Consider the following 22,899-nt stretch of genomic DNA (forward strand, 5'->3'; position numbering starts at 1 on the left):
CGACTGCGCTTCAGCTCACGGCCTCGACCAGCGCCATGCCTTCGCCGCGCCAGTGTCCAGCTCCCACCACCACAATCTGGGTGGGTGCCCCCTGCATTTCAATCTCGGTCCCGGTCGAATCGTTCGGCGGGAACAGCGCACCGCGCGAGATCGAGAGCGCCGCGAGCGCGATGCCGAGCGGGAATTGCGTTTCCATGGTGTGGCCGAACATCGTGCCGGTCGAGCGGACCGGGAAGTCGGCATGGCCCTGCAGGAAGCCGCGCTCCTCTGACGTCGCGGGCTCCGCGCCGGTCGCGCCCGAGATGATCGCGCCCTTGCCCTCGCGCTTGGGCAGCTTGGCCCAAAGCTTCTCCAGCGTCGCGGCCATGTCACCGGGCTGCTTGCGCCGGGCGAGGTCGGCAACGACGCTCGACAGCTTTGCGTACGGCTTTGCACCGCGCGCTTCCGCATGCGCCTTGGATTCCAGCACCAGGAAGGCGCCGGCGGATCCCAGCGCGAAGCCGGCGTGGTCCTTGCGCGCCCAGACGGGAGCGAACTTGTCCTTCAGATTGAAGTCGCCGAATTCGTAGAGGACCATCAGGTCCTTGCGCTCGCCATTATGCGAGCCGCCGATCAGCGCAATGTCGCTCTCGCCCGAGGCGATGCGCGCCAGTGCGATGCGCGCCGCATCGGCGCCCGCGACCTCTTCGCCCATGAAGGTGCGCGAGGTGCCGCCGAGACCGTGCACGATGGCGATGTTGCCGGCGAGCAGGTTCGAGAGCTGCGCCAGGAACAGCGTCGGCCTGAGATCGCTCATCAGCCGTTCGTTGAGGAAGCCGGGCGCATTGGCGCCCTTGGCCTCGGCCGTGAGCACGCCGGTATCGACGTTGAGGTCGCGCTCGCCGCCGCCGGCGGCCACCACCATGTCGATCTTCGACAGGATGTCCTTGTTGCCCTTGATCCCGGCCGAATCCAGCGCAAGGCCCGCGGCATAGGTGCCGATGCGCTGCCAGGCTTCCATCTGGCGCTGGTCGCCCTTCTTCGGGATCTGGCTGTCGAAGGTCACGGGCATCAGGGGATGCACGATGTAGGGCGCAAAGCCCTTCTCGTCGACATTGATGCGCTTCTCCTGAAGCGCGGCCCAATTGGCGTCCAGGCCTTCGCCGAGCGAGGTGGCAAGGCCGATGCCGGTGATCCAGACTTCCGTCTGGCCGGGCTTCGAAGCAGTCTCAGTCATGGCGATACGGCCTGTTGCGGAAAGCCGACGCGCTTTGCGACCGCGTCCATGAAGCCGCGCATATCCGCATTGGGGAAGGGGATTTGCGTGAAGGTGAGCGTCGAATTCGCGCGCAGCTTGCCGCCGACCTTGATCTTGGCCTCGGTCACCGCGTAGCCCGAGCCCTGATGCGACAGGGTCGCCTCGATGCTCATGAGATCGCCGGGGAAGACCGAGCCGCGGACCTTGGCCTCCTTCACGGCGGCCAGGATCGGCATGCGCTCGAATTTGAGCACGCCAAGCTGAAGCCAGCCCGAGGCCTGCGCCATCGATTCGATCAGGAGCACGCCGGGCATCAGGGGATAGCCCGGGAAGTGCCCCTCGAAGATGGTGCTTTCCTTCGGGACCTGGGCCTCGACGACAATCGTCTTCGCGTCGACGTTGAGGTCGACGACGCGATCGATCATGTGGAAGTATTCGAGTTGCATGACCGCGCGCTTAGGCGCTCGCGCCCTTGGCCGCAACCAGTTCGTCGATGCGGGCGCACAGATTCTTCAGCACGAAGTACTGTTCCGTCGTCGCCTTGCCGTCGTTGACCTCCTGGGTCCACTTTTCCAGCGGCAGCTTGATACCGAACTGCTTGTCGATCGCGAACGCGATGTCCAGGAAATCGAGGCTGTCGATGCCGAGGTCATCGATGGCGTGGCTATCCGGCGTGATCGTGTCGCGCGGGATGTCGCAGGTTTCAGCGATGATCGTAGCGACCTGATCGAATGTGGAGGACATCACTAAGCCTTTGATATATTGCAGATATTTGTCTGATTTTCCAGAGTGGCGTGGTGGGTGGGCGTCGCGCCCCGATGACGCCCTCAAACCCCCCTCTGGCCGGGTCGAAAGCCCGTATATCGGAGCGCCGCCCTGAGTTCAATGGAGCCGGACGGCCCCGGCGACAGGGGCTGGGGATGCCGTGGGCGGGGCTTTCAGCCGGGCGGCGTGCCTAGATATGGGGCGTCGTGATCCTGGCGCAGTCGCGGCGCCCCATCAGCACACAGTCCTGGGTGCGGCGCAGGTCGGCAATGCTCACCGCGAGCCAGATCCCGATGGCGGTCAGCGCGATCGTAAAGGCGAGCGCCGCGATATTGGCGAGCATGCGGTGGCGGAAATTGTCCGGTTCCCGGCGGGGCTGCTCGTAGCGCGACAGGTCGAGCGGCTCGGGCGCAACGCGGAGCGGCTGCACGGTGCCGCTGCCCCGGTGGGCTGCCGGGGGAGGCGCGGTGCGCGGCCTGAACTGGAGCACCCGGTGCTCGTCATCCGAGCTGATGGGCCGCTGAGGTTTCATGGTGCGGGGATCACTCCGAAGCAGCGATTTTTAGATAGCATACGTGGTGAATGCGTTGCAGAAAATATTCTCAACGCGCACGTGCATTGCGCTTCCGCACTATCTTTCATGGCACGTTTCCCGGGCGGCTCGCCAATGAACGCGGCGCCGGCCGTCAGGTCGATGTCAGGAAACGCGGGTTGCGTTGCAACAACACCCTGGAGCTTCGACAGCCGGCGCGCGTGAACATCGGCTTGTGATCTCCGCGTCCGGGTCGAACGCATTTTGCCGCCGCAGGGCCCATGGCATAATCGGGGGAACCGGACCACCGGGTTGCAACCATGTGAGGGCCCCTCGACCATGACCACCACCAACGCGCGCGAGCCGAGAGTTCATCCGGTGCCGATCCTGTCGCTCCGCCCGACGCAGATGACGGTCGGCATGCGCGAGGTCAAGGAGAAGCGCAAGCGATGGCGCGAGCACGGTAAGAAAAAGCAATCCGAGCTGCTCGGCACCCACATGATCCCGGTCGTGTACGGGCCCGACCTGCGCTACTACGTGATCGACCACCATCATCTCGGCCGGGCGCTGCATGACGAGGGCATCAAGGAAGTGCTGGTGACCGTGGTCGGCGATCTCCGCATGGTCGAGCGCGAGGCGTTCTGGGGCGTGATGGACAACAAGCGCTGGGTCTATCCCTACGACGCCAAGGGCGAGCGGCGGCCGTTCCGCGATCTGCCGAAATCGGTGGCCGATCTCAAGGACGATCCCTTCCGCAGTCTTGCCGGCGAGCTCCGCCGCATGGGCGGCTTCGCCAAGGATACCACCCCGTTCTCCGAATTCCTGTGGGCTGATTTTCTGCGCCGAAAGCTGTCGCGCAAGGCGGTCGATGCCAATTTCGATAAGGCACTCGAGAAGGCGCTGTTCTCGGCCAAGAGCAAGGACGCGATCTATCTGCCCGGCTGGTGCGGGCCGGCGGAGGATGATTAGGCGCGGGGCGCTCGCATCAGTCGCGCTGAAAGATCTTGGCGCCGGGGTAGACGCGCCGGGCGTAAGTCACGACCAGCGCGCGGTCCTGGGTGTCCAGGAACGGCGTTCGGATCTGGCACGACCCGACGACAAGGTGCCACAGACCGTTGAGTTTCCGGATGACGACGTTCATTTGAATAGTCCTCGATATCTCCGTGTTCAGCAGGTGCCGCTTGTCGCGGCGCTCATGCAGTTCACGATCATGGTGGCGGGCGCAAAATTCCCGACCCGGCTCGCGTTCACTGCAAGACAGCAGCGATAACTGTCAGTTGGTTACGGCACGCAGGCCCGATAAGCCGGACCTCATCACAGCCGCTTGAGCGAAATCATTTTCCGGAGCGATGAAGCCGTCCTGAAACAGAGCGGCCCCACTTTGGGGTGTCGAGCTCACACAGGAGGCGAACATGCGCCGTCTGGTTCTGGTAATTGCCTTGCTCGCGGTTGCTTCAGCAGGAATCTCGGCGTCGTTCGCCGCGGTCCACCACGCCAAGTCGTTGACGTTTGCCGAGCGCTTTGCGCCCGCACTCGAATTGATGGCGAAGCAGTAGCGGCATAACGCTTCGGGGCAGGCTTGATCTGCCGCAATTCTGCGCGACGGCGGACCGCTAAAGTTCACCTCGCATGATTGCCTACGGCGTGCTGCGCCGCGATGTCCAGGGCGCGGGCTCCAGGTCATGCCAACCTGGAGGCGTGGCCATGAGCTTGATTTTTCGCATTTTCTTTGTCGCGGCCGGCGCCATCACCGCGCTGTTCGTCGCGCGCGATGCGCTCAACTTCACCATCATCCAGACCTTCGTCGCCATCCTGCTCGTGACCGCCGTCCTCGGCGCTGGAACGCTCTGGAGCCTGCGGCGGAAGACGTGAGCATACCGCATCAAGAAAAATGCCGATGAGCGCCGCGCGGCTCCCATCGGCTCGGTTCGCAGGCGATGCGGCCTGCTTCAGCGCAGGATCTCGCGCAGCACCTCGCCGTCGACTTGGTGCGGCCTGACGCCGAGGATCTGCATGATGGTCGGCGCCACGTCGAGATTGCGCATGCGCCGGATCGTCGTCTTCCGGATGTCGGGTCCGGCGGCGATGAAGGTCGCGCTCATCACCGGCAGTTCGGGATCGTGGCCATGGGCTCCGTAGAAGTTCGGCATCGATAGCGTGGTCGTCGTCGCGTTGAACGGAGCATCGCCGAGGCGGGCGACGCCGGGGCTCTGGATGCCGTCGAAATTGTAGCCCGGCGCCATCAGCGCGAACACGTCGCCGAAATCCTGGCCGATGGTCTTGCTGGTGCACAATCCTGTCCCGGCGTTGCATTGCACGGGCCGGGTCTCGACCACGGTGAAGAGACGCCCGCTATCGAGCGAGAAGTTGAACTTCGGGTTCGGATCGACCGCGTTTTTCACCACGTCGGTGATCTGCGCGACCAGCGCCTTGTAGGTGGCGGGATCGACGGTGCCGCCGGATTCGCGGTTCTGGAGGTTGACGTAGATGTTGACCGCCGGACCCGAGGTGCGGATCGCCAGCTTGCCGGTGTCGATGCCGGCGTTCTTCAGGACATTGGTCATGCTGACCGAGGTGTGGAACGGCGCGAAGCCGTGATCGGACACCACGATGACGTTGCTGTCGGAGCCTGCCGCATCGGCGATCTGCTTCACCGCCTTGTCGGCGGTCTGATAGGCGAAGCGGATATACGATGCGTAGCGCGCGACCTTGTCCGGATCCTGATTGGCGCCGATCGAGTTCGGGTCCTTCGGGCTGGTGCCCTGGCGGCGATCGGTGAGCAGGAATTGGTGCTCGGAGCCGTCGGGCTGCTCGATATAGACCATGACGAGATCGGCGTCGGGATGGTTCTGGATCGCGCGCTCGGCGATGTCGGCCTGGTAGCGCACGAAGGTCTTGACCATGTCCTCGAACATCGCCTCGATCTCGACGTCGGGGAAACCAGTGAAGCCGGGGCTCAGGCGCTCCGGAATGCGGAAATCCGCCTGTGGACGCCAGAAGCCGATGTTGTTGTTGATGTCGTCGACGTCGGCCAGCACCGGTGTGTTGCGCGGGATGAAGTTGCCGCCATAGCGGGCGAAGCGCACGACCGAGAGGTCGGGCGAAAGCTGCGAGACGAAATAGGCGGCGCCGACCTTGGCGCCGCTGCCTTCGAAGAAGAACGGTGCGTTCTCGCCGCCGAACCTGGCATAGGCGGGTCCCGTCGACGGCGCGTGGAACGGTCCCGGCTTGATGCCTTGCGACGCGTCGAAGAACACCAGGGTGTCATAGTTCACCTTGTTGTCGTTGGTGGTGTCGATCGCCGCTGCGCGGATCGCGTATTTGACGTCGAACGCTGCGGCATTGCTGGAGCAGGTCGAGGTCTGCGCCGAGGAGCACGAGAACGTCTCGATTGGGGTTGTCGTCACCAGCACCGGGCTGAACGAGAAATGGCCGCTTGCCTGGAGCGCTGCGATGATGGCCGGATCGGACGCGAAGTCGGACCGGGTCAGCGCGAAGCCCTGGGCGGAAAGGCCGCCGAACGCGCCAAACGGCACCGTGTAGTTGGTCATGCGGGTCGGCTGAGCCGGCTGCACCACGGTGCCGTTGATGGAGATGTCGGCACCGTCGCCGCCCGGCCACGTCGCTGTGGCCACCTTCTTGCCTTGCTGGCGAAGCTGCACCCACAACGGCACGGCAGTCGGGTGCGGCGAGGGTCCGAGCGGGCTCTCCTGATAGCCGCCGATCGGGGCTGCGAAGCCGCTGATGCTCGATGTGATCGGCGCGACGATCGCCTCGAAGGTGTTCGACGGGATGTCGTTGTGGACGGCGTTCGAGCCGGTGGCGATCTCGATGTGCGACACGGCCGTGAGCGACGGCGACGCCGTCACGTTTTGCAGCGCCACTGCGCCGCGGCGGCTCAGCCGCGCGAGGCCGCCGTCACGCGGCAACACGCCTTCCTCGATGAATTGCTGAATGAAATTGGGCTTGGCGCCGTCGAGCGAGATCAGCACGACCTTCGACTTGCGGCCATGATGGCCGCCATTGCGGTCGTGATCCCCGGAGTTGCCGAAACCGCGGTCGCGATCGTCGTTGTCGGCGCGGGCTGGAAGCGCCACGCCGGCCAGCGACGTGGCGAGCGACATTGCCGATATCAGGGAGAGAAGAATCTTCTTGTTCATGTCGATGCCCCCAAGCTCGCTGCGCAGTTTTTCGCGCTGATGTAGTCCGGAACGGGGAGCGATTATCGAGCGAAGCCGACGACGCGGATGTGACGCGTGTACGTCGCAGAGATTACACCGCGAGGATGCCGGTGCGTGATCGTTGACATCTTATCCGAACGAGCGATGCCATCGCTGTTCGAAAAGTTCACGCTCCGACAAGGACCTAATGCGCGACGTTGACGGCGCCTGACATCATCTGGTTCAGGCGCTGGTCATAAAATGGAACTCGCCCATTTCAAAAAGATCGCGGCGGTCGCGTCGCCGCTTCAGTTATGTCTTCGGCAGGCGTCCCATGAGGTAGAACTCCTCGTTCGGCCGCATGCCGGTGAAATTCGCCAGCCGGTTCGACAGTGCGAAGAAGGCGGAGATCGCGGCGATGTCCCAGATGTCGTCGTCGCTGAAGCCGTGCGGCGCGAGCGCCGCAAAATCCTCCTCGGAGATGCGTTGCGCATCCGCCGAGACCTTCATCGCGAAATCGAGCATGGCCTTCTGCCGCGGCGTGATGTCGGCCTTGCGGTAGTTCACCGCGACCTGGTCGGCGATCACGGGGTTCTTGGCGCGGATGCGCAGGATCGCGCCGTGCGCAATCACGCAATACTGGCACTGGTTGGCCGCCGAGGTCGCGACCACGATCATCTCGCGTTCGGCCTTGGTGAGGCCGCTGTCCTTCTCCATCAGCGCGTCGTGATAGGCGAAGAATGCGCGGAACTCGTCGGGGCGGTAGGCCAGCGTCAGAAACACGTTCGGCACGAAACCGCTCTTTTCCTGAACGCCGAGGAGGCGTGTGCGGATGTCGTCGGGAAGCGTGTCGATGGCGGGAGCGGGGAAGCGTTGTGAGGGAGGAGGGGTCATGACGATGTTCCGGATCGGGCTCTCGGGGAAACGCGGAACATAGTCGATCGCAGTCGTTCGCGCAAAGCGCATGCGCGGCTACATCTTGGCCGGCGCAGACAGAGGCGAGGCTCTCAAAGAGTCTTCAAATATTCGAGGAGTGCCTTCTTTTCGTCGTCGCTCAAGCGCGTGCCATAGTCATGCCCGCATCGGCTGTTGCCTGAATTGAGGTGATCGCAATCGGTGGCTGGACGGGTTGGCCCCTCTTGTGTGACGTCAAGACCAACATTTTTGGTGTCGTATCTCGCGCCAACTTTGAATTGTGACATGCGCTTCGCGGGCGGGACGAGCAATTCCGCCAATGTCGGCACCGAGCCGTTGTGCAAGTAAGGCGCCGCGGCCCAAATTCCCTCCAGCACGCGAGCTTCATATTCACCTCTCTTGAGGGTGCGCTTGAAGAACGTCCACGGCTCGATCGTCAGGCTGTCCGGCGGTCTCGATGGTTGCGCGCTGGCCGGTGCGATGGAGGCCCGTGCCGGAGCCGGTGACGCTAGCGGAGACTTGGGCGCGGCGGGCGCCACTTGCCCGTTGCGTGGCAAGGAGCCAAAGCCGTCACCGGCACCGAGCTCGCTCCCCCGAGACAGCTTATAGTTCAGAATCGTACCGGCGACTGCGCTGAACATCATGTGGACGGCGTAATCCTCCTCCTCCAGATCCCTGGCGACTCCCGGGGTGCCTGCTCCCTTCAGCGCGCCGGTCTTCACTCTCCAACCGAGCTCATCGAATTGACGAGTGTCGGTGCCGACGTTCTGGAGCGGCGTCTCCCACGTTGTAGCAAACAAGTCACGCAGGACGCGTATCTCCTGCTTCTCATGACACCCGTCACTGCAGTGTCTTTGGTAGAGTTTTTGACCTTCGTCAGCCAGTTTCTGGTCGAGATCCCATTCCTGTGGCCATTTTGGCGGCCCCATCTTCAAGACCAATTTCTCGAGTCTTTCCAGCCCATCGAAATTGATGGAGTTGGAGTAGTCTAAGAATAAGCCGGAAGAAGGCTTTGGTTCGAAGTTGGCGAACGCCAGAGCCTGCCCGGTGTTCCGGGCAAGTGCGAAAACGCGGTTTCCATTCAACACAAAACCGGCCCAATCGGTTTGGTTCTGCATCGGTGAGTTCCACAGGAAAGGATACCGCACCGGAGCGTCGGCAATCCTCATGTTTTCCTTGATCAACAAATCAGGCGGCGGCCCAATGTCGGTGCCGGATATACGGTTGAAGATGATCCCGACGGCGTCCAGCCGCCCAGGCCCCCAGCCAACTGGTGGCAATGTACCGGCCACGAATGCATGAAAGCGCCGGTGCCATGCATCGACCCTCTGACGCAGTTTGGCAACATCGGCAGCAGGTTCGGAGACGGCCGCAGCAAATTCAGCGAATGCCGGTTCGCTGGCGGTCACATCTCCTACCGCCTTGTCCAGGTCGCTCAGGAACTCCTGGAAATCCACAAAGGCCGGACCGCCATCGATGCGGTACGTCTTGCCTCCCACTTCAACCTGCCGCGTGTGACATGCGGAGCATGTTATCCCGACCATCTGGGACTCTGCGGGACCCGTGGTGTGGAGGCCGACGGGGAGGTTGGCCTTATTGTCCGGATTTGGGAGAAAACCGTATCGGGTCAGACCATCCGAGAGGAACGGTTGTCCGTCCTTCGTTTTCAATGCCCGTAACCAGGTGAGGTTGATTAAGCGGGAGCCTTGGTCGCGCGTGTAGTAGTCAGCCCTGTCTTCCGGTTTCCAATTCTGGCCCTGGTCGACATATATTGGATCGGCGAGAGCGGTCTCAATTCCCGAACTTGCGGCGACGACCAGCGCAACGCGAATGAGGAAAGCGACACGACGCATCGCATGACCCTCCATGAACTACAATTGAATCACCTGTTTTCTCGAAACCAGAATCTGTGAAATACGCGCAGCCGGGCGATGCAGCTCGCCCGGTAGCGACGAGAGCTGTCAGAAATAGCCGCCTGATGTTCGAGATTGTACTTCTTGACAAAGTCCCGTCAAGGTCGTTGCGTTGAGTCGGAGGTCCGGATTGCATGCTACGTCCGTTGAGCGCGGCGAGCCCGCGACACGGGCCCCCGTGAGCTGCTGTGTCTCGACACGAGCGACCTTGCTAAACCGCGAGTCGGGATCCGTCCCAGGCAACAATGCCAAACTGATCGCAAATCGCGTGCATCTCGGCGAGATCCTCCACGACGCGGCCGGTGCCAGGCTTCGCCTCGGCGATCAGTCGCGCCCTCAAGCCAAGACATTCGACAATCAGCCACGGATTCCTGATGGTCCTGGCGATGGAAAGAGCAGCATCCAAGGCGCTCAGACCACGTTCGGGTTTCCCGTCCCGAACGAGAGCCTCGGCGTAACCCGCGTAGAGAAGGCTGAGCTCGATCTGGCCTGTCCGCAGATGCGCGCCGCTCTCCATACAGGCGTCTATCAGGTCGACGGCCTGATGTGCCTGGCCTGTTCGTGCCAGAGCTGTCGCCGTTGCTCCAGTCAGGTTGGCCTTGCTGGCATCGTAGCCGTTACGTTCGACGATCTCCCTTGCAATCGACAAGCATTCCACAGCCTGGTCATTTCGATGGAGCATGAGGAGATTTCGCCCCATCGTAATGCGGGCGAGCACTTGCCCATATGAATCCTGCTCACGAACTGCGATCTCCAATGCACGCGATGCGAATCCGAGCGCCTCGGCATATTCACCCGTTGCATTCATGAACCAGCTCCTGAATGCCAAAACCGTGCATTTCGGACCGGCCGGTGTCCCGAGACGGGCAGTCTCGAGTTCTCCCGTGAGCATTTCATTCAGTTCGTCCATCGCCGCGATCGCGCGATCGACGTGGCCCATGCTGTACAGCACATTTGCCATGATGGTCTGATTTGAAAATACCAGCGCTGTCGATTTCAGCGCTCGAGCCGTTTTCAATCCATCGCTCGTTATTTGCAGTCCTTCTTCATACCGGCCCTCAAACCAGTAGACCATCCCGAGTTGCGACTGGATGCTGCACACGTGAGCAGTCCTGCCTTGGCGCCGCGCCAGCTCCAACGTTCGCGGCAAATGCATATTTACTTTTCTGAATTCGCCGAGTTGAAGCATCGAAGCGAAGCTCATTCGACCGAAGTCGACATATTTTTCTTCGGCGCCTTCCCCAAGACGCTCGATGAGCTTGAGCGCCCGGTCGTATATCAAACTGAGCGATGAGGCCGCGGCGTTCCGGCGCGCTTCCACGGCCGCCTCCCAGAGATAGCCAAGTGCAGCATCAGCATCTCCGGCTTCCTCTGCATGAAAGGCCAGCTGTTCGTAACGTCCATCAAGATTCGGGTAACGCCGAACGATCGCCTGGACAGCGGCCTGGTGGATCTCCAGACGACGGCCACGCGGTATCGTGTTTGCACAGGCCTCGGCGATGATCTGATGCCGGAAACGCACGGAGTTACCCGCAAGCGGATGGACAAAGGCAAATCGGGCGAGCTCGAACAATGCAGTCAGCAGCTCGCCTGCGTCCACGCCCAGCACCGTCGTAGCCAATGGGATTTCTACCTCCTCTCCCAGCAGGCTGAGCGTCTGCGCGAATGTCTTCAGTTTCGGAGACAGCCGTTGCAGCCGCGCATGAATCACGGACTCGACGCTCTGAGGTAGCGATTGTTCGCTCGTTGCGTTCGTCGCCTCCGCCGAACGCAAGAACTCTTCCAATACGAAGGGGACGCCGTCAGCGCGATCGATTGCTCTCGCAAACACGGTCGGGGATCGAGATTTCGGCCACAATTGACGTCCCATAGCCTCCATATTGGCCCGCGACAGCGGTTGCAGATGAATGAGCTCGTCCGCAATTTCCATGGACTGGTTTGATGATTCCGGACGTCCGGTCAGCAATATGCAAAGCGGCTGCGGGGTACTTGCGCGCGCGAGTAATTTCAGGAAATGGCGGCTTTCCGGATCGATCCACTGGAGGTCTTCGATCAGCAAGAGAGTTGGTCTATTGAGCGCCAATGCGAGGAAGGCATTGACGAGTGCGTGTGCAATTTGCGTTTGCGTATTGTCGGTCAATCGTTGGCGAGCGGACGTTTTTCCAACGATGAATAGAGCTTCGAGCTTTCTGCGATCGGCTGCCTCGACGTGCAGTGCCGCGAGAGCCTCGCGAATATGTTCATCCGAAGATGAGCTGTTTGCAGCGAGCATGTCGCCCACCAAGCTGCGGGCGGCGGCGAATGCGGTGGCACGTCTTTGTACGCCGCCATAAAAGACGCAGCATCTCACGTCGGATGTCAGTGCCTCGGTCATTACGGCTGTCGCAAGGCGGCTCTTGCCGATACCTGGTTCGCCTAGCAGGGCGACGGAGCAGCTTTTGCCGCCCGGGCGCGGGAGCAGTTCTCGAAGCGCTGCAAGTTCGTCGACCCGATTCACGATCGGCGTTTGATAGCGGCTGGCGATTTCGTTGTGATCGACGTCGTCCGGCCGGGCATTCAGCGTGTAGGCCTCGATGACCCGATCGGCGATTCCCGAAGTCGTCTTGTGTGCCGTAAGGTCGAGTGGCGATCGGCACAGCTCTGCGGTTTCGGCACTAACCCTGATCTCGCCTGCGGCCGCTTCCTGCTGCAGCTTGGCAGCAACGTGCACGGTCGCTCCGGCAACGTCGAAGCGGGCGATGGCATGTTTGCCGCCTATGCGTAAGCCGACCAGGCCGGAGTGAAGTCCGACGCGAAAATTGACCGGATCTCCCCTGGGGCCGGTCGACCGGCTATGACTCTGAATGTCCCAGGCTGCGATGCACGCGCGATCCGCATGATCCTCATACGCGGTTGGCCAGCCGAATATGGCAATGCCACCGTCTCCCGCATAGTGGACGATCTGTCCCCCGAGACGCTCCACCGAATTGCGGATGTGATCCAGCCACTGGTCCAAAAACGCTTGAGCTTCATCGGGGTCGCAAGCCGCGATGTGGCGAGTTGAACCCACCATGTCGACGGCGAGCACCGTTATGATGTTACGATCCGCAATATTGGCACCGCCCACGGACATCTCGCGCCCCGCGTCCTCAAACCGGCTCCAAAGGCAACGGTAGCACGAAGGACAAGGCTTGGGCTATCCGCGAGACGCGGCCTTGGGCTATCCGCTAGACGCAGCCTTGAGCCGCGATATCCGGGGCATTGCCCGTCTTTCGCGGCTGCCCGCTGTTCGGGAAATTCCAGAGGCGGCGATGTTGACAGACAAGCGGCGGCCTACCGGATAAGCCCCCCGGGGGCATGGTAGCAGTGTGTGCGCCCAGCCGCTCCGTCTTTACCGCAGCGGCTTCTTCAGCAGCGAGAAGCGGTCTGGGTCGAGACCCATCGATGGTTGCAGCATCGGGGCTTCGGCGGTTGTGAGCGTCTTCGCAGGCGGCTGCGAGAACACGGGGTCGTTCGGCACGTCGCGCTGCGAGGTGGCGCCGCGCCAGCGCTCGAGCACGGCGCCGACGAAATGCATGTCGTGACCGGAGGTGACGGACGGCACGCTGCTGATGGTGGCTTCACCGCGCGGCAATTGGTGCGGCGGCACCTCCTTGAAGCGCAGACGGGTCGGCAGCGCGACGCCTTCGCCGAACGCCAGCACCTCGCGGGTGCCGAGCGAGGGCACGAAGGACAGGAGGTTCGCGGCAGCGTCCGACACCGCGGCACGCAGCAGCGCCTGGTCGCGCTCGTTGGCCAGCCGCATCGTGAACAGCGTGTTGCACTGGGAAATGATGGTGGCGTCGAGCTCGGCGGGACGCTGGGTGATGAGGCCGAGATAGACGCCGTATTTGCGGCCTTCCTTGGCGATGCGCGACACCGCCTTGCGGGTCGGCCCGAAGCCGATGTTGCGGTCGGCGGAGGCATAACGGTGCGCCTCTTCGCAGACGAACAGCAGCGGCGAGACGCCGTCGCTCCACAGGCCGAAGTCGAAGGCCATGCGGCAGAGAACGGACACGACGGAGTCGATGACTTCGGCCGGGAAGCCGGCGAGCTGCATCACCGTCATCGGCTTGCCGTTGGCCGGCAGGCGGAACAGATGGCTGATCACCTCGGCCATGGTGTCGCCGCCGACATTGGCGTTGTCGAACATGAAGGCGTAGCGCGGGTCGTTGCGCACGGCCTCGATGCGCGAGATCAGCTTGTGATAGATGATGCGCGAGGAGCGGTTCTCGAGCTTGCCCATGCGCTCGTCGATCAGCGACATCAGGTCGACGAGGCGGTACGGCACCGGCGTGTCGACGGTGTAGCCGACCTGCTTGGGATCGATGCGCTTCAGGCCGATGCGGTCGGCGTTCTGGTATTGGGTGTAGACGCCCTTGGCGAGCGGGATGACCTCGGCGAGGATGTCGAGCTCCTCGGGCACGCCGGCGCGGCCGCCGAACAGCACGTCGACGATCTCTTCGAAGTTGAACAGCCAGAACGGCAGCTTCAGGTTCCGCGGGTTGAGCACCAGAGCGCGATCGCCGAAGCAGCGGCCATATTCGTTGTGGACGTCGAGCAGGAAGATGCGCAGGTTCGGCCGCGCCTTCAGGATCTCGTTGAGCAGCAGCGACACGCCGGTCGATTTGCCGACGCCGGTCGATCCCAGCACCGCGAAGTGCTTGGACAGCATTTCCTCGATGTCGACATAGGCGACGACCGAGCGGTCCTGCTGGAGGAAGCCGACATTGATCTGGTCCGAGCCGGTCGGCGCGTAGATCGTGCGCAGCTCCTGGCTGGTGATCAGGTCGACCGCATCGCCGATGGTCGGATAGTTGGTGACGCCGCGCTGAAACTTGGCCTTGTCCGCGGCATTGAGAATTTCGCCGAGCAGGTCGACCGACGCGATGGCGATGTAGTCGGGGCTCGAGAGGTTCTCGCAGGACACCTCGGTGATCATGGCGACGATGACCGAGCTGGCGCAGCGGATGCTGACGAAACGGCCGACGGTGGCCCGAACTTCCGAGACCGGCATCCGGCTTTCCGCCAGCAGGCCGACCCGGGCGAGCGACCCGCGTACCGAAATCACGCGTCCAAAGGATGTCACGATGAATGAACCTGACAAGAGCAAGGGGTTTGCACCGGACTATGCGCGGCCGTCGCTGCACAAACGGTTAAACGGCGGGCGCCGACGCTTCGTTAAATCCGCGACAATTCGGATGCTAGGTTTGTCCCCAATGCATACTTCTGGCCGAAGGCGGCCCGAAAATGCTGTTTTTCTGGGCTGGCGGGCCCGAAAGCGCTTAAGGAAGATTTTACCATTCGGCCAGTCGGTTCCATCGTTCGGGGAAAGGTCGTCATCCTGGATGGTGCGGCGTTCGATCGGGCGGGATGTTTGATTTGTTGACGGGACCTAATCATTTGTACATTAGTACAAATGAACCGGCGGCCTGGATGCCGCCCCCGGACGCCTGAGCGCGTTTGCAGCCTTGCGTCCGATTGCGCGATCCGGTCCGGCGGATCGCAGCCACGCCTGGAGGAAAGCATGCAGCCCGAACCGATCCTCGATCTTGCTCATCTCGGCCACATGGAGCTGCTGACGCCCAAGCCCGACGAGAGCCTGAAATTCTTCGTCGACGTCATGGGCATGACCGTGAGCGGTCAGAAGGGCGAGTCCGTGTACTTGCGCGGCTGGGACGATTACGAGCGCTATTCGCTCAAGCTCACGGCCTCCAAGACATCAGGCATGGAGCACATGGCGCTACGCGCGCGCAGCCAGCAGGCGCTGGAGCGTCGCGTCGCCGCGCTGAAGGGCTCGGGCTTCGACATCGGCTGGATTGACGGCGACATGGGGCAGGGGCCGACCTTCCGCTGCCGCGACCCTGACGGACACATCGTCGAGCTCTATTACGAGACCGAATGGTATCAGGCGCCGCCGGAGCTGAAGCCCGCGTTGAAGAACCAGGCGCAGCGTTTTCCCGCGCGTGGCGTCAATGTCCGCCGGCTCGATCATCTCAACTGCCTCGCCGTCGACATCAAGGCCAACCGCGAGTTCTTCGAGAACTATCTCGGCTGCCGCCTCACCGAGCAGATCGTTCTCAACGACGGGCGGGAAGCTGCGATGTGGCTCACGATGTCGAACAAGAGCTACGATTTCGCCTATTCGCTGGATCATTCCGGCACGCCCGGCCGCTTCCACCACGTCACCTACGCGCTGGACAGTCGCGAGGAGATTCTTCGCGCCGCGGACATCTTCCTGGAGAACGGCGTGCATATCGAGACCGGTCCGCACAAGCACGCGATCCAGCAGACCTTCTTCCTCTACGTCTACGAGCCCGGCGGCAACCGCGTCGAGGTCGCCAATGCTGGCGCGCGCCTCATCCTCGCGCCCGACTGGAAGCCGATCGTGTGGACCGAGGAGGAGCGCAAGAAGGGCCAGGCGTGGGGCCTGAAGACGATCGAGTCCTTCCACACCCACGGTACGCCGCCGGTGGAGGCGAAGAAGCACGGGTGAGCATCAGCGCTCTCTCCGTTCCCTTTGTGGCAGGGCCATCGCATATGAGCTTGGCGGGGCCTGAGCAAGCGCCTCGTCCTTCGAGACGACCGCTCCGCGGTCTCCTCAGGATGAGGCTGAACAGCTTCTCCCTGTTGAAATCGCCGCCACGCCCTCCGTCCTCATCCTGAGGAGCCCGCAAAGCGGGCGTCTCGAAGGATGGGCCGCAGACGAGCTTCTAGCCACGCCTTCGTATTGTCTCAGTGCGCCGACGCTCGCACCCGTGCGACGGTCTCGCGTACGCCAGTCCATGCCGGCTTGTCCGGTGCGAACTGTTTGCGCAGGAAGGTGACGAGTTCTTCGACCTGCGCATCGCTCATGCTGTTCCTGAACGCCGGCATGTAGCCGAGGTCGCTGGAGACGGGCTCGGCGATGCCGTGCAGGACGACCTGCACGAGATTGTCCGAGGTCGCGCTGTGCAGATTGCTGTTGAGCGCGAGCGAGGGCCGGCTGCCGAACAGCGGCAGGCCGCCGACTTCGTGGCAGACGGCGCAGGCGCCCTGATAGAGCCGCGCGCCGGGGGACGAGGCCACGGTGACTTGGGTCGCGGCTTCGAGCTTCGCGGCGAGTGAATCCGGCGTCGGTGCGGCCGTGTCGTTGAACGAGTTGAGATAGACCGCCATCGCGCGGATGTCGGGGTCGGGCAGCGCCTTCAGGTCCCTGACGACAGGCGCCATCGGGCCGGCGGCCACGCCGTGATAGCGCGAATGGCCGGTGCGCAAATAGGCGTAGAGCTCGTCCTCGCTCCATGGGATCGGTGCGCGTGAGAGCGAGGTCAGCGCCGGCGCTTCCCAGCCTTCGGCAAATCCGCCTGCGAGATAGGCCTCGCGTTGCTCCGCGCCGAGCGCGTTGCGCGGCGAATGGCAGCCGCTGCAATGGCCGAGGCTCTCGACGAGATAGGCGCCGCGATTCCATTGCTCGGATTTGGCGGGATCGGGCTTGAACTCTTTGCTCTGATGGAACAGCGCATTCCATCCCGCAAGTAGCGGGCGAAGATTGAACGGGAAGGCGAGCGCGTTCGCAGGTGCCTTCGCATGTACTGCCGGCTGCGCCATCAGGTAAGCATAGAGCGCCTGAAGGTCGGCATCGCCAGTCTTCGCGAAGTGCGTGTAAGGGAAGGCGGGATAGAGCTGCCGGCCATCGCGATGCAGCCCGTCGCGCATCGCGCGTTCGAACGCCGGATAGGACCAGGCGCCGATACCGGTCTCGACGTCGGGTGTGATGTTGGTGCTGTAGATCGTGCCGAACGGCGTTTCCAGCGCGCGGCCGCCGGCGTTGGGCACGCCCCCGATCGTGGTGTGGCACTCCGCGCAATTGCCGAGTGCCGCGAGTTGCTGGCCGCGCGCGATCGTCGCGGCGGAATAGACCGACGCATCGGGCCGCGCGATCGGCGCGATAGCGCGTCCCGGCAGCAGCGCGGCGCCGATGCCGATCGCGGCGGTGCAGACGGCTGCGATCGTCGCGAAGATGCCGGCGCGCTTGGCGAAGGGATTCTCCCAGATGCGCGACGGCTGCGGTGTCGCAGGAGCGGGGAGAGCCTGCGCCACAGGCGATGTTTCGCCGTGCAGCCCCTTCAGAATGCGCTCGGGCGTGAACGGCGGCTCGCGGAAGCGCACGCCGGTCGCATCGAAGATCGCGTTCGCGATCGCCGCCGCGCTCGGCACCGAGGCGGACTCTCCCACGCCCAGTGGCGGCTGGTCCTGTCGCGGCAACAGCAGCACGTCGATTTTGGGCACGTCGGGGAAGGGGATGATCGGATAGGCGCCCCATTCGCGCGCTGCGACTGCGCCGCGCTCGAACGACAGTTCTTCCATCAACGCGCGGCTGGTGGACTGGATGACGTTGCCGTGGATCTGGTGCCGCACGCCGTCCGGATTGATCATCAGGCCGGAGTCCTGCCCGGCAACAACGCGCGTGACGCTGACGTCGCCGGTGGACTTGTTCACCGCAACGTCGGTCACCCAGGCCGACCAGGCTGCGCCATAGCCGGGAAATTTGCTGTGGACATAGAGCGCATAGGCAAAGCCGCGCCCGTGCACGACCTCGCCGTCCTTCTCCTCGCGCACCGGCCGCGGCGTCCAGCCCGCGCGCTCGGCCACCGCGTTGACGAGATCGACGGCGCGCTGGTCCTTCAGATAGCGCAGGCGGTACTCGATGGGATCGACGCCGGCCTCGGTCGCGGCCTCGTCGATATAGGATTCATGCGCAAACGTGTTCGGCAGCGCCGAGACTCCGCGAAACCAGGAGGCGCGCACGATCGGCGCCATGTCGTGGGCGACGACGCGCATGTGGTCGTAGTCGTAAGGCGGGATCGCGGTGCGGTCGCCCATCTGGAGCACGGCAGGCTCGGGCGAGATGCGCCCCGTCAGCAGCAGCGCCAGGGTCGGCGCGGCGTTCGACGGATAGCGCGTGGCGAGATCGTAACCGGCGATACCGCCGTCGGCATCGAGACCGCCATTGACGTCAATGAGCTGCGCGGTGCCCTTGGGCTCCCAGGCGTGTTCCTGCTCGCGCGTCAGCTGCACGCGCACGGGCTGGCCGACCGCGCGCGACAGCAGCAGCGCATCCGCGGTCACGTCATCGGCGCAGTTGCGGCCGTAGCAGCCGGCGGCTTCGAGGCGGATCACCTCGATCTCGCTCTCGGGCCGCTCGATCAGGAGCGCGAGATCGCTGCGCAGAATGTGCGGATTCTGCGTGCCGGACCAGACGCGGATGTTGCCGTCCTGGACATCGGCGACCGCGCAGGACGGGCCGATCGAGGCGTGCATCTGATACGGCCAGACGTAAGTGCGCGGCATCGGCTTGGCGGCGCCCGATATCGCCGCGGTGACGTCGCCCTTGTCAATCAGCGTGCGCGGCGTCGACGGGTTGGCGCGGAGCGCGGTCTCGACGTCGGCGAGATCGGTCAGATCAGGCGTTGGCTTCCAGCTCACCGCGAGCTGCTCCGCGGCGCGGATCGCGTTCTCCTCGCGCTCGGCAACGACGCCGACGAAATCGCCGATGCGCACCACGGCCACCAAGCCGGGAATGTCACGTACCGAGGCCTCGTCGACGGCGATCAGGCTGGTGCCGACGAACGGGCCGGCATCGAGGCCGGCATAGGGCGGGCGCACCACGCGGCCGTGCAGCATGCCGGGGACGCGGATGTCGTGCACGAAGGTCAGCTCGCCCGTGGCCTTGGCGGGGAGGTCGACGCGCGGCATCGACTGGCCGACGATGGCGTAATCGCCGACGGGCTTGACCGCGACATCGTCGGCAAGCTCGAGGCGAATGGTCTCGCCGCCGATCAGCTCGCCATAGCTGACGCTGCGATTATGCCCGCGGACGAGGCCGTCCTCGATCTTCAGCTCCGAGGCGGGCAGCTCCAGCCGCTCCGCCGCGCGCGCGATCAAAAAGTGCCGCGCCTGGGCTGCGGCCTTGCGAAGGGGAACGGCGGTGATCTGGATGGTTTCGCTGGCGATCGTCGCGCCCTGGTTCGGCACCAATGCGGTATCGCCGAGCACGACGACGACGCGCGCGAAGGACACGTCGAGTTCTTCGGCGACGATCTGGCCGAGCGCCGTGCGGATGCCGGTGCCCAGATCGACGTGACCGTTATAGGCCGTGACCGAGCCGTCCGCGGTGATGCGGACGAATGTCTCGGATGTGATCTCGTCCACGGTGCGGACGACGACGAGCGAACCGGATGGCCGCTCAGCTCCGTTCGAGGCAGGGGAGGCCATCAATCCGCGGCCTCGGCGAGCTGACCCGATGCGCGCATCACCGCGCGCAGGATTTCGACATGGGTGCCGCAGCGGCAGAGATTGTAGCGCAGCGCCGCCAACGCCTCCTGCTCGGTCGGCTGCGGGTTGATCGCAAGCAGCGCCTTGGTCGTCATGATCATGCCGTTGAGGCAATAGCCGCATTGTGCGGCCTGCTCGTCGATGAAGGCCTGCTGCACCACATCGGGCTTGTCGCGCGTGCCTAGCCCTTCGAGCGTCACGATGTCGCGCCCGGCGCACCCCCCGATCGGAATCACGCAGGAGCGCGCGGCGGCGCCGTCAATCAGGACAGTGCAGGTGCCGCATTCGCCGAGGCCGCAGCCGTATTTCGGACCGTTGAGCGCGAGATCGTTGCGCAGCACGTAGAGCAACGGCGTCTGCTGCGCCGCTGTGACCTCGTGGATCTCGCCGTTCACGGTGAGGCGGATCGGTGTCTGCGTCATCCTCGTTCCCAAGCCCGCGTAAAAATTCCAAGCCCCGCGCAAAATTCTACGTCGCGACGATACCGTTTGTACACAAACGTGCAAGCCGTGCATGCCGCACTGCAGCGCGACTGCCCTCTTTGTGGACAAAGCGGATAGGCAAATGAGGTTTTATGCGGCAGCCGCATCTTTTGCGCCGCACCGCCGCTTGACAGGCTTCGGGACCGCGCGCAACATCGTTCGTATACGAATGATAACCGCAGGTCCCGCTGGCTCTGGCATGGTGATAGAAACAACGAGCGCTGCCATCGACAAGATCCGCTGCGATGCCTGTCCGGTGATGTGCTACATCAAGCCGGGCGCGGCGGGCGCGTGCGATCGCTACGCCAATCACGACGGCAAGCTCGTTCGCGTCGACCCGCATGTGATCCTGGAGCGTACCGTCTCGCATGGCGGCCAGCTGGTGCCGTTCAGCCGCACCGAAGACTGGGACGGCAAGATCGTCCACGAACCCTCAACCTTCGTCACCGCGATCGGCGCGGGCACGACCTATCCCGACTACAAGCCGGCGCCGTTCATCGTCTCCGCGGAGGTCGATGGCGTCGACATGGTGACCGTCGTCACCGAGGGCATCTTCTCCTATTGCGGCATCAAGGTGAAGATCGACACCGACCGCTATCTCGGACCGGAGACCGCGACCGTTCGCGCGCAAGGCGAGGCGGTGGGCCACGTCACGACCAGCGAATACGGCTCGCAGATGCTGTCGCTGGGCGGCGTGCATCATCTCACCGGCGGCTCCAAGAAGGAGGGGCGCGTCACCTGCGACACGCTGATGGACCTCGCCAATTGCAAGGCGGTGGAGCTCACCATCGACGGCGGCGCGAGCGTGGTGGTGCAGGCCGGCCAGCCGCCGATCGTCAACGGCATGAAAGAAGAGCGCATGCGGGTCGGCTGCGGCTCGGCGACGATCGGCATGTTCGCCAAGCAATGGCACGGCAAGGTCGACGAGGTCGTCGTCGTCGACGACCACATCACCGGTGTGCTCTCGGAGCACCAGGCCGGCAAGCTGCTCGACATCGCCGACACCGGTATCAAGATGAAGGGCCGCCGCTCGACGCCCGGCCGCTATTTCCAGGTCGCCGATCCCGGCACCGGCTGGGGCGGCACCAACATCTCCGATCCGCTGTCGATCCTCGGGCCGTTCGACGCCAAGGAAGCCAAGGCGGGCCTGTCGATGCTGATGGTCTCCACGACCGGCGAGCATTCCTCTTACTATGTGCTCGACGAGGCCTTGAAGCCGGTCGAGACCGAGATGCCTGATGATCTGAAATTCTCTGTCGAGCGCATTCAGGAGAATTGCGAGCCGGCCTTGTGCACGGTGCTGTTCATGGCCGGCGCCGGCGGCTCGCTGCGCGCGGGTGTCACCGACAATCCGGTGCGGCTGACGCGCTCGGTGAAGGACGCGCTGACGCGGGTCACCAGCGGCGGCGCGCCGGTCTATGTCTGGCCGGGCGGCGGCATCACCTACATGGTCGATGTGACGCAGATGCCTTCAGGTGCGTTCGGTTATGTTCCTACGCCGGCGCTGGTCGCGCCGATCGAGTTCACGATGAAGCTGTCGGATTACGCCGCGCTCGGCGGCCACATGGATTATGTCAAACCGCTCTCCGAAGTGCAGAACGGCGAAGACGTTCGCCAATTGCCCTGGCAGAACCCGATTCCGGGACCGCGGGCATGACAAGGCTCCCGCAAATCGCATTGCTGTCTGATGGCCGGCGGCTGCATTTGCAGGATGGACCGATTGATCTGATCGTCGAGGCGAGGGGGCGTACGGACGCGGTGCGTGCGGCCTATGAGGCTGCGGCACGCCGGTTCACCGGGCTGCTCGACGAACTCTGCGCGGAACTGCCGGAGTTGCGGTCGGGCGCCAAGGCACAGACGTCGCTGAAGGGCGTGGTGGCCCGCCGGATGCACGCCGCCGTCGCGCCTTATGCGGCTGATTGCTTCATCACGCCGATGGCGGCGGTTGCAGGCAGTGTGGCGGAGGAAATTCTGGGCGCCATGCTGGCCGCTGCGACGCTTGATCAGGCCTATGTCAACAATGGCGGCGACATCGCACTCCATCTCGGAGAAGGCGAGCACTTTTCGGTCGGTCTGATGGATCGCCCTGATCGTGACGGTGTGATGCGGGCGATGAGGGTCGATTCGGATGATCCGGTCCGCGGTATCGCGACCAGCGGTCGCCATGGCCGCAGCTTTTCGCTCGGCATCGCCGATGCGGTGACGGTGCTGGCAGCGACGGCATCGCAAGCCGACGCGGCGGCGACTGTCATCGCCAATGCCGTCGATCTGCCCGGCCATCCAGCCATCGCGCGGCAACCCGCGAACGAGCTTCAGCCCGACAGCGATCTCGGCGCGCGCCTTGTCACTTGCGACGTCGGGAAATTGTCGCAGAACGAGATCGTCGCCGCGCTGGAATCTGGCGCGGAATGTGCACGGCAATTGTTCGATCGCGGATTGATCGAGGGTGCCATGCTCAGGCTTTGTGGTGATATGCTTGTCATCGGACCTAAGGATATAGAAGAGCAACGGTCGCGCCCGCTCGTGCTGGAGAACGCGGTTGCCTGAACAGGGAAGCGAA

The 22,899-nt window shown here is 63.7% G+C and carries 18 protein-coding genes; 6 read left to right on the forward strand and 12 right to left on the reverse strand.

All coding sequences use genetic code 11. The features are described from left to right. Positions 1-10: 10 nt before the first annotated feature. The 4 genes from NLM15_RS18305 to NLM15_RS18320 all read right to left on the reverse strand — a co-directional run bounded on the left by NLM15_RS18305 (position 11) and on the right by NLM15_RS18320 (position 2,534). Complete coding sequence (locus NLM15_RS18305; RefSeq protein WP_254118460.1) at positions 11-1,216, reverse strand: beta-ketoacyl-ACP synthase; 1,206 nt, start codon at positions 1,214-1,216, stop codon at positions 11-13. Next, positions 1,213-1,683: a 3-hydroxyacyl-ACP dehydratase FabZ family protein gene (locus NLM15_RS18310; protein WP_254118461.1), complete on the reverse strand. Its 471-nt coding sequence runs from the start codon at positions 1,681-1,683 to the stop codon at positions 1,213-1,215. Before NLM15_RS18310 ends, NLM15_RS18305 begins: the two co-directional genes overlap by 4 nt. A 10-nt stretch (positions 1,684-1,693) precedes the next feature. Next, positions 1,694-1,981 carry an acyl carrier protein gene (locus tag NLM15_RS18315; protein ID WP_007592476.1) on the reverse strand — a complete coding sequence of 96 codons (288 nt, stop codon included), beginning with the start codon at positions 1,979-1,981 and terminating at the stop codon, positions 1,694-1,696. A 211-nt stretch (positions 1,982-2,192) separates the two neighbouring features. Beyond that, positions 2,193-2,534: a hypothetical protein gene (locus NLM15_RS18320; RefSeq protein ID WP_254118462.1), complete on the reverse strand. Its 342-nt coding sequence runs from the start codon at positions 2,532-2,534 to the stop codon at positions 2,193-2,195. 339 nt (positions 2,535-2,873) lie between these two features. Between NLM15_RS18320 and NLM15_RS18325 the strand changes: the two genes are divergently transcribed. Further along, positions 2,874-3,503 (forward strand): ParB-like protein, encoded by a 630-nt coding sequence (locus NLM15_RS18325; RefSeq protein ID WP_254118463.1) that lies wholly within the window; start codon positions 2,874-2,876, stop codon positions 3,501-3,503. 16 nt (positions 3,504-3,519) lie between these two features. Here NLM15_RS18325 and NLM15_RS18330 read toward each other — a convergent pair whose 3' ends face one another. Then, positions 3,520-3,675, reverse strand: a complete 156-nt coding sequence (locus NLM15_RS18330) for a hypothetical protein (RefSeq protein ID WP_254118464.1) — start codon at positions 3,673-3,675, stop codon at positions 3,520-3,522. 271 nt (positions 3,676-3,946) lie between these two features. Here NLM15_RS18330 and NLM15_RS18335 point away from each other — a divergent pair, with 271 nt between their 5' ends. Both NLM15_RS18335 and NLM15_RS18340 read left to right on the forward strand, forming a co-directional pair. Beyond that, on the forward strand, positions 3,947-4,090 hold the full coding sequence (locus NLM15_RS18335) for a hypothetical protein (RefSeq protein ID WP_254118465.1): 144 nt from the start codon (positions 3,947-3,949) through the stop codon (positions 4,088-4,090). Positions 4,091-4,238: 148 nt separating this feature from the next. Next, positions 4,239-4,406: a hypothetical protein gene (locus NLM15_RS18340; protein ID WP_254118466.1), complete on the forward strand. Its 168-nt coding sequence runs from the start codon at positions 4,239-4,241 to the stop codon at positions 4,404-4,406. Between the two features lie 77 nt (positions 4,407-4,483). On the opposite strand, the gene NLM15_RS18345 is transcribed toward NLM15_RS18340, so the two are convergent. The 5 genes from NLM15_RS18345 to NLM15_RS18365 form a co-directional block, all read right to left on the reverse strand. After that, on the reverse strand, positions 4,484-6,694 hold the full coding sequence (locus tag NLM15_RS18345) for an alkaline phosphatase family protein (protein WP_254118467.1): 2,211 nt from the start codon (positions 6,692-6,694) through the stop codon (positions 4,484-4,486). Between the two features lie 312 nt (positions 6,695-7,006). Then, on the reverse strand, positions 7,007-7,588 hold the full coding sequence (locus NLM15_RS18350; protein WP_254118468.1) for a peroxidase-related enzyme: 582 nt from the start codon (positions 7,586-7,588) through the stop codon (positions 7,007-7,009). A gap of 113 nt (positions 7,589-7,701) precedes the next feature. Continuing rightward, positions 7,702-9,462, reverse strand: a complete 1,761-nt coding sequence (locus NLM15_RS18355; RefSeq protein ID WP_254118469.1) for a di-heme-cytochrome C peroxidase — start codon at positions 9,460-9,462, stop codon at positions 7,702-7,704. 271 nt (positions 9,463-9,733) lie between these two features. Continuing rightward, entirely contained in the window at positions 9,734-12,628 is a 2,895-nt protein-coding gene (locus NLM15_RS18360) for an AAA family ATPase (RefSeq protein ID WP_254118470.1), read from the reverse strand. Between the two features lie 264 nt (positions 12,629-12,892). Further along, positions 12,893-14,629: an ATP-binding protein gene (locus NLM15_RS18365; RefSeq protein WP_254118471.1), complete on the reverse strand. Its 1,737-nt coding sequence runs from the start codon at positions 14,627-14,629 to the stop codon at positions 12,893-12,895. Positions 14,630-15,067: 438 nt separating this feature from the next. Here NLM15_RS18365 and NLM15_RS18370 point away from each other — a divergent pair, with 438 nt between their 5' ends. Beyond that, positions 15,068-16,036 (forward strand): catechol 2,3-dioxygenase, encoded by a 969-nt coding sequence (locus NLM15_RS18370; protein WP_063684575.1) that lies wholly within the window; start codon positions 15,068-15,070, stop codon positions 16,034-16,036. Positions 16,037-16,275: 239 nt separating this feature from the next. On the opposite strand, the gene NLM15_RS18375 is transcribed toward NLM15_RS18370, so the two are convergent. Both NLM15_RS18375 and NLM15_RS18380 read right to left on the reverse strand, forming a co-directional pair. Continuing rightward, a complete protein-coding gene (locus NLM15_RS18375; protein WP_254118472.1) occupies positions 16,276-19,797 on the reverse strand; it encodes a molybdopterin cofactor-binding domain-containing protein in 3,522 nt (1,173 codons plus the stop codon). After that, positions 19,797-20,279: a (2Fe-2S)-binding protein gene (locus NLM15_RS18380; RefSeq protein ID WP_254118473.1), complete on the reverse strand. Its 483-nt coding sequence runs from the start codon at positions 20,277-20,279 to the stop codon at positions 19,797-19,799. The genes NLM15_RS18375 and NLM15_RS18380 overlap by 1 nt, the downstream gene beginning before the upstream one ends. A gap of 259 nt (positions 20,280-20,538) precedes the next feature. Between NLM15_RS18380 and NLM15_RS18385 the strand changes: the two genes are divergently transcribed. Beyond that, positions 20,539-21,996 carry a 6-hydroxynicotinate reductase gene (locus NLM15_RS18385; protein WP_254118474.1) on the forward strand — a complete coding sequence of 486 codons (1,458 nt, stop codon included), beginning with the start codon at positions 20,539-20,541 and terminating at the stop codon, positions 21,994-21,996. Further along, on the forward strand, positions 21,993-22,886 hold the full coding sequence (locus NLM15_RS18390; RefSeq protein ID WP_254118475.1) for a UPF0280 family protein: 894 nt from the start codon (positions 21,993-21,995) through the stop codon (positions 22,884-22,886). Before NLM15_RS18385 ends, NLM15_RS18390 begins: the two co-directional genes overlap by 4 nt. Positions 22,887-22,899: the final 13 nt, after the last annotated feature.

The sequence above is a fragment of the Bradyrhizobium sp. CCGB20 genome (assembly GCF_024199855.1).
In the GTDB taxonomy this organism is placed as follows: Bacteria; Pseudomonadota; Alphaproteobacteria; order Rhizobiales; family Xanthobacteraceae; genus Bradyrhizobium.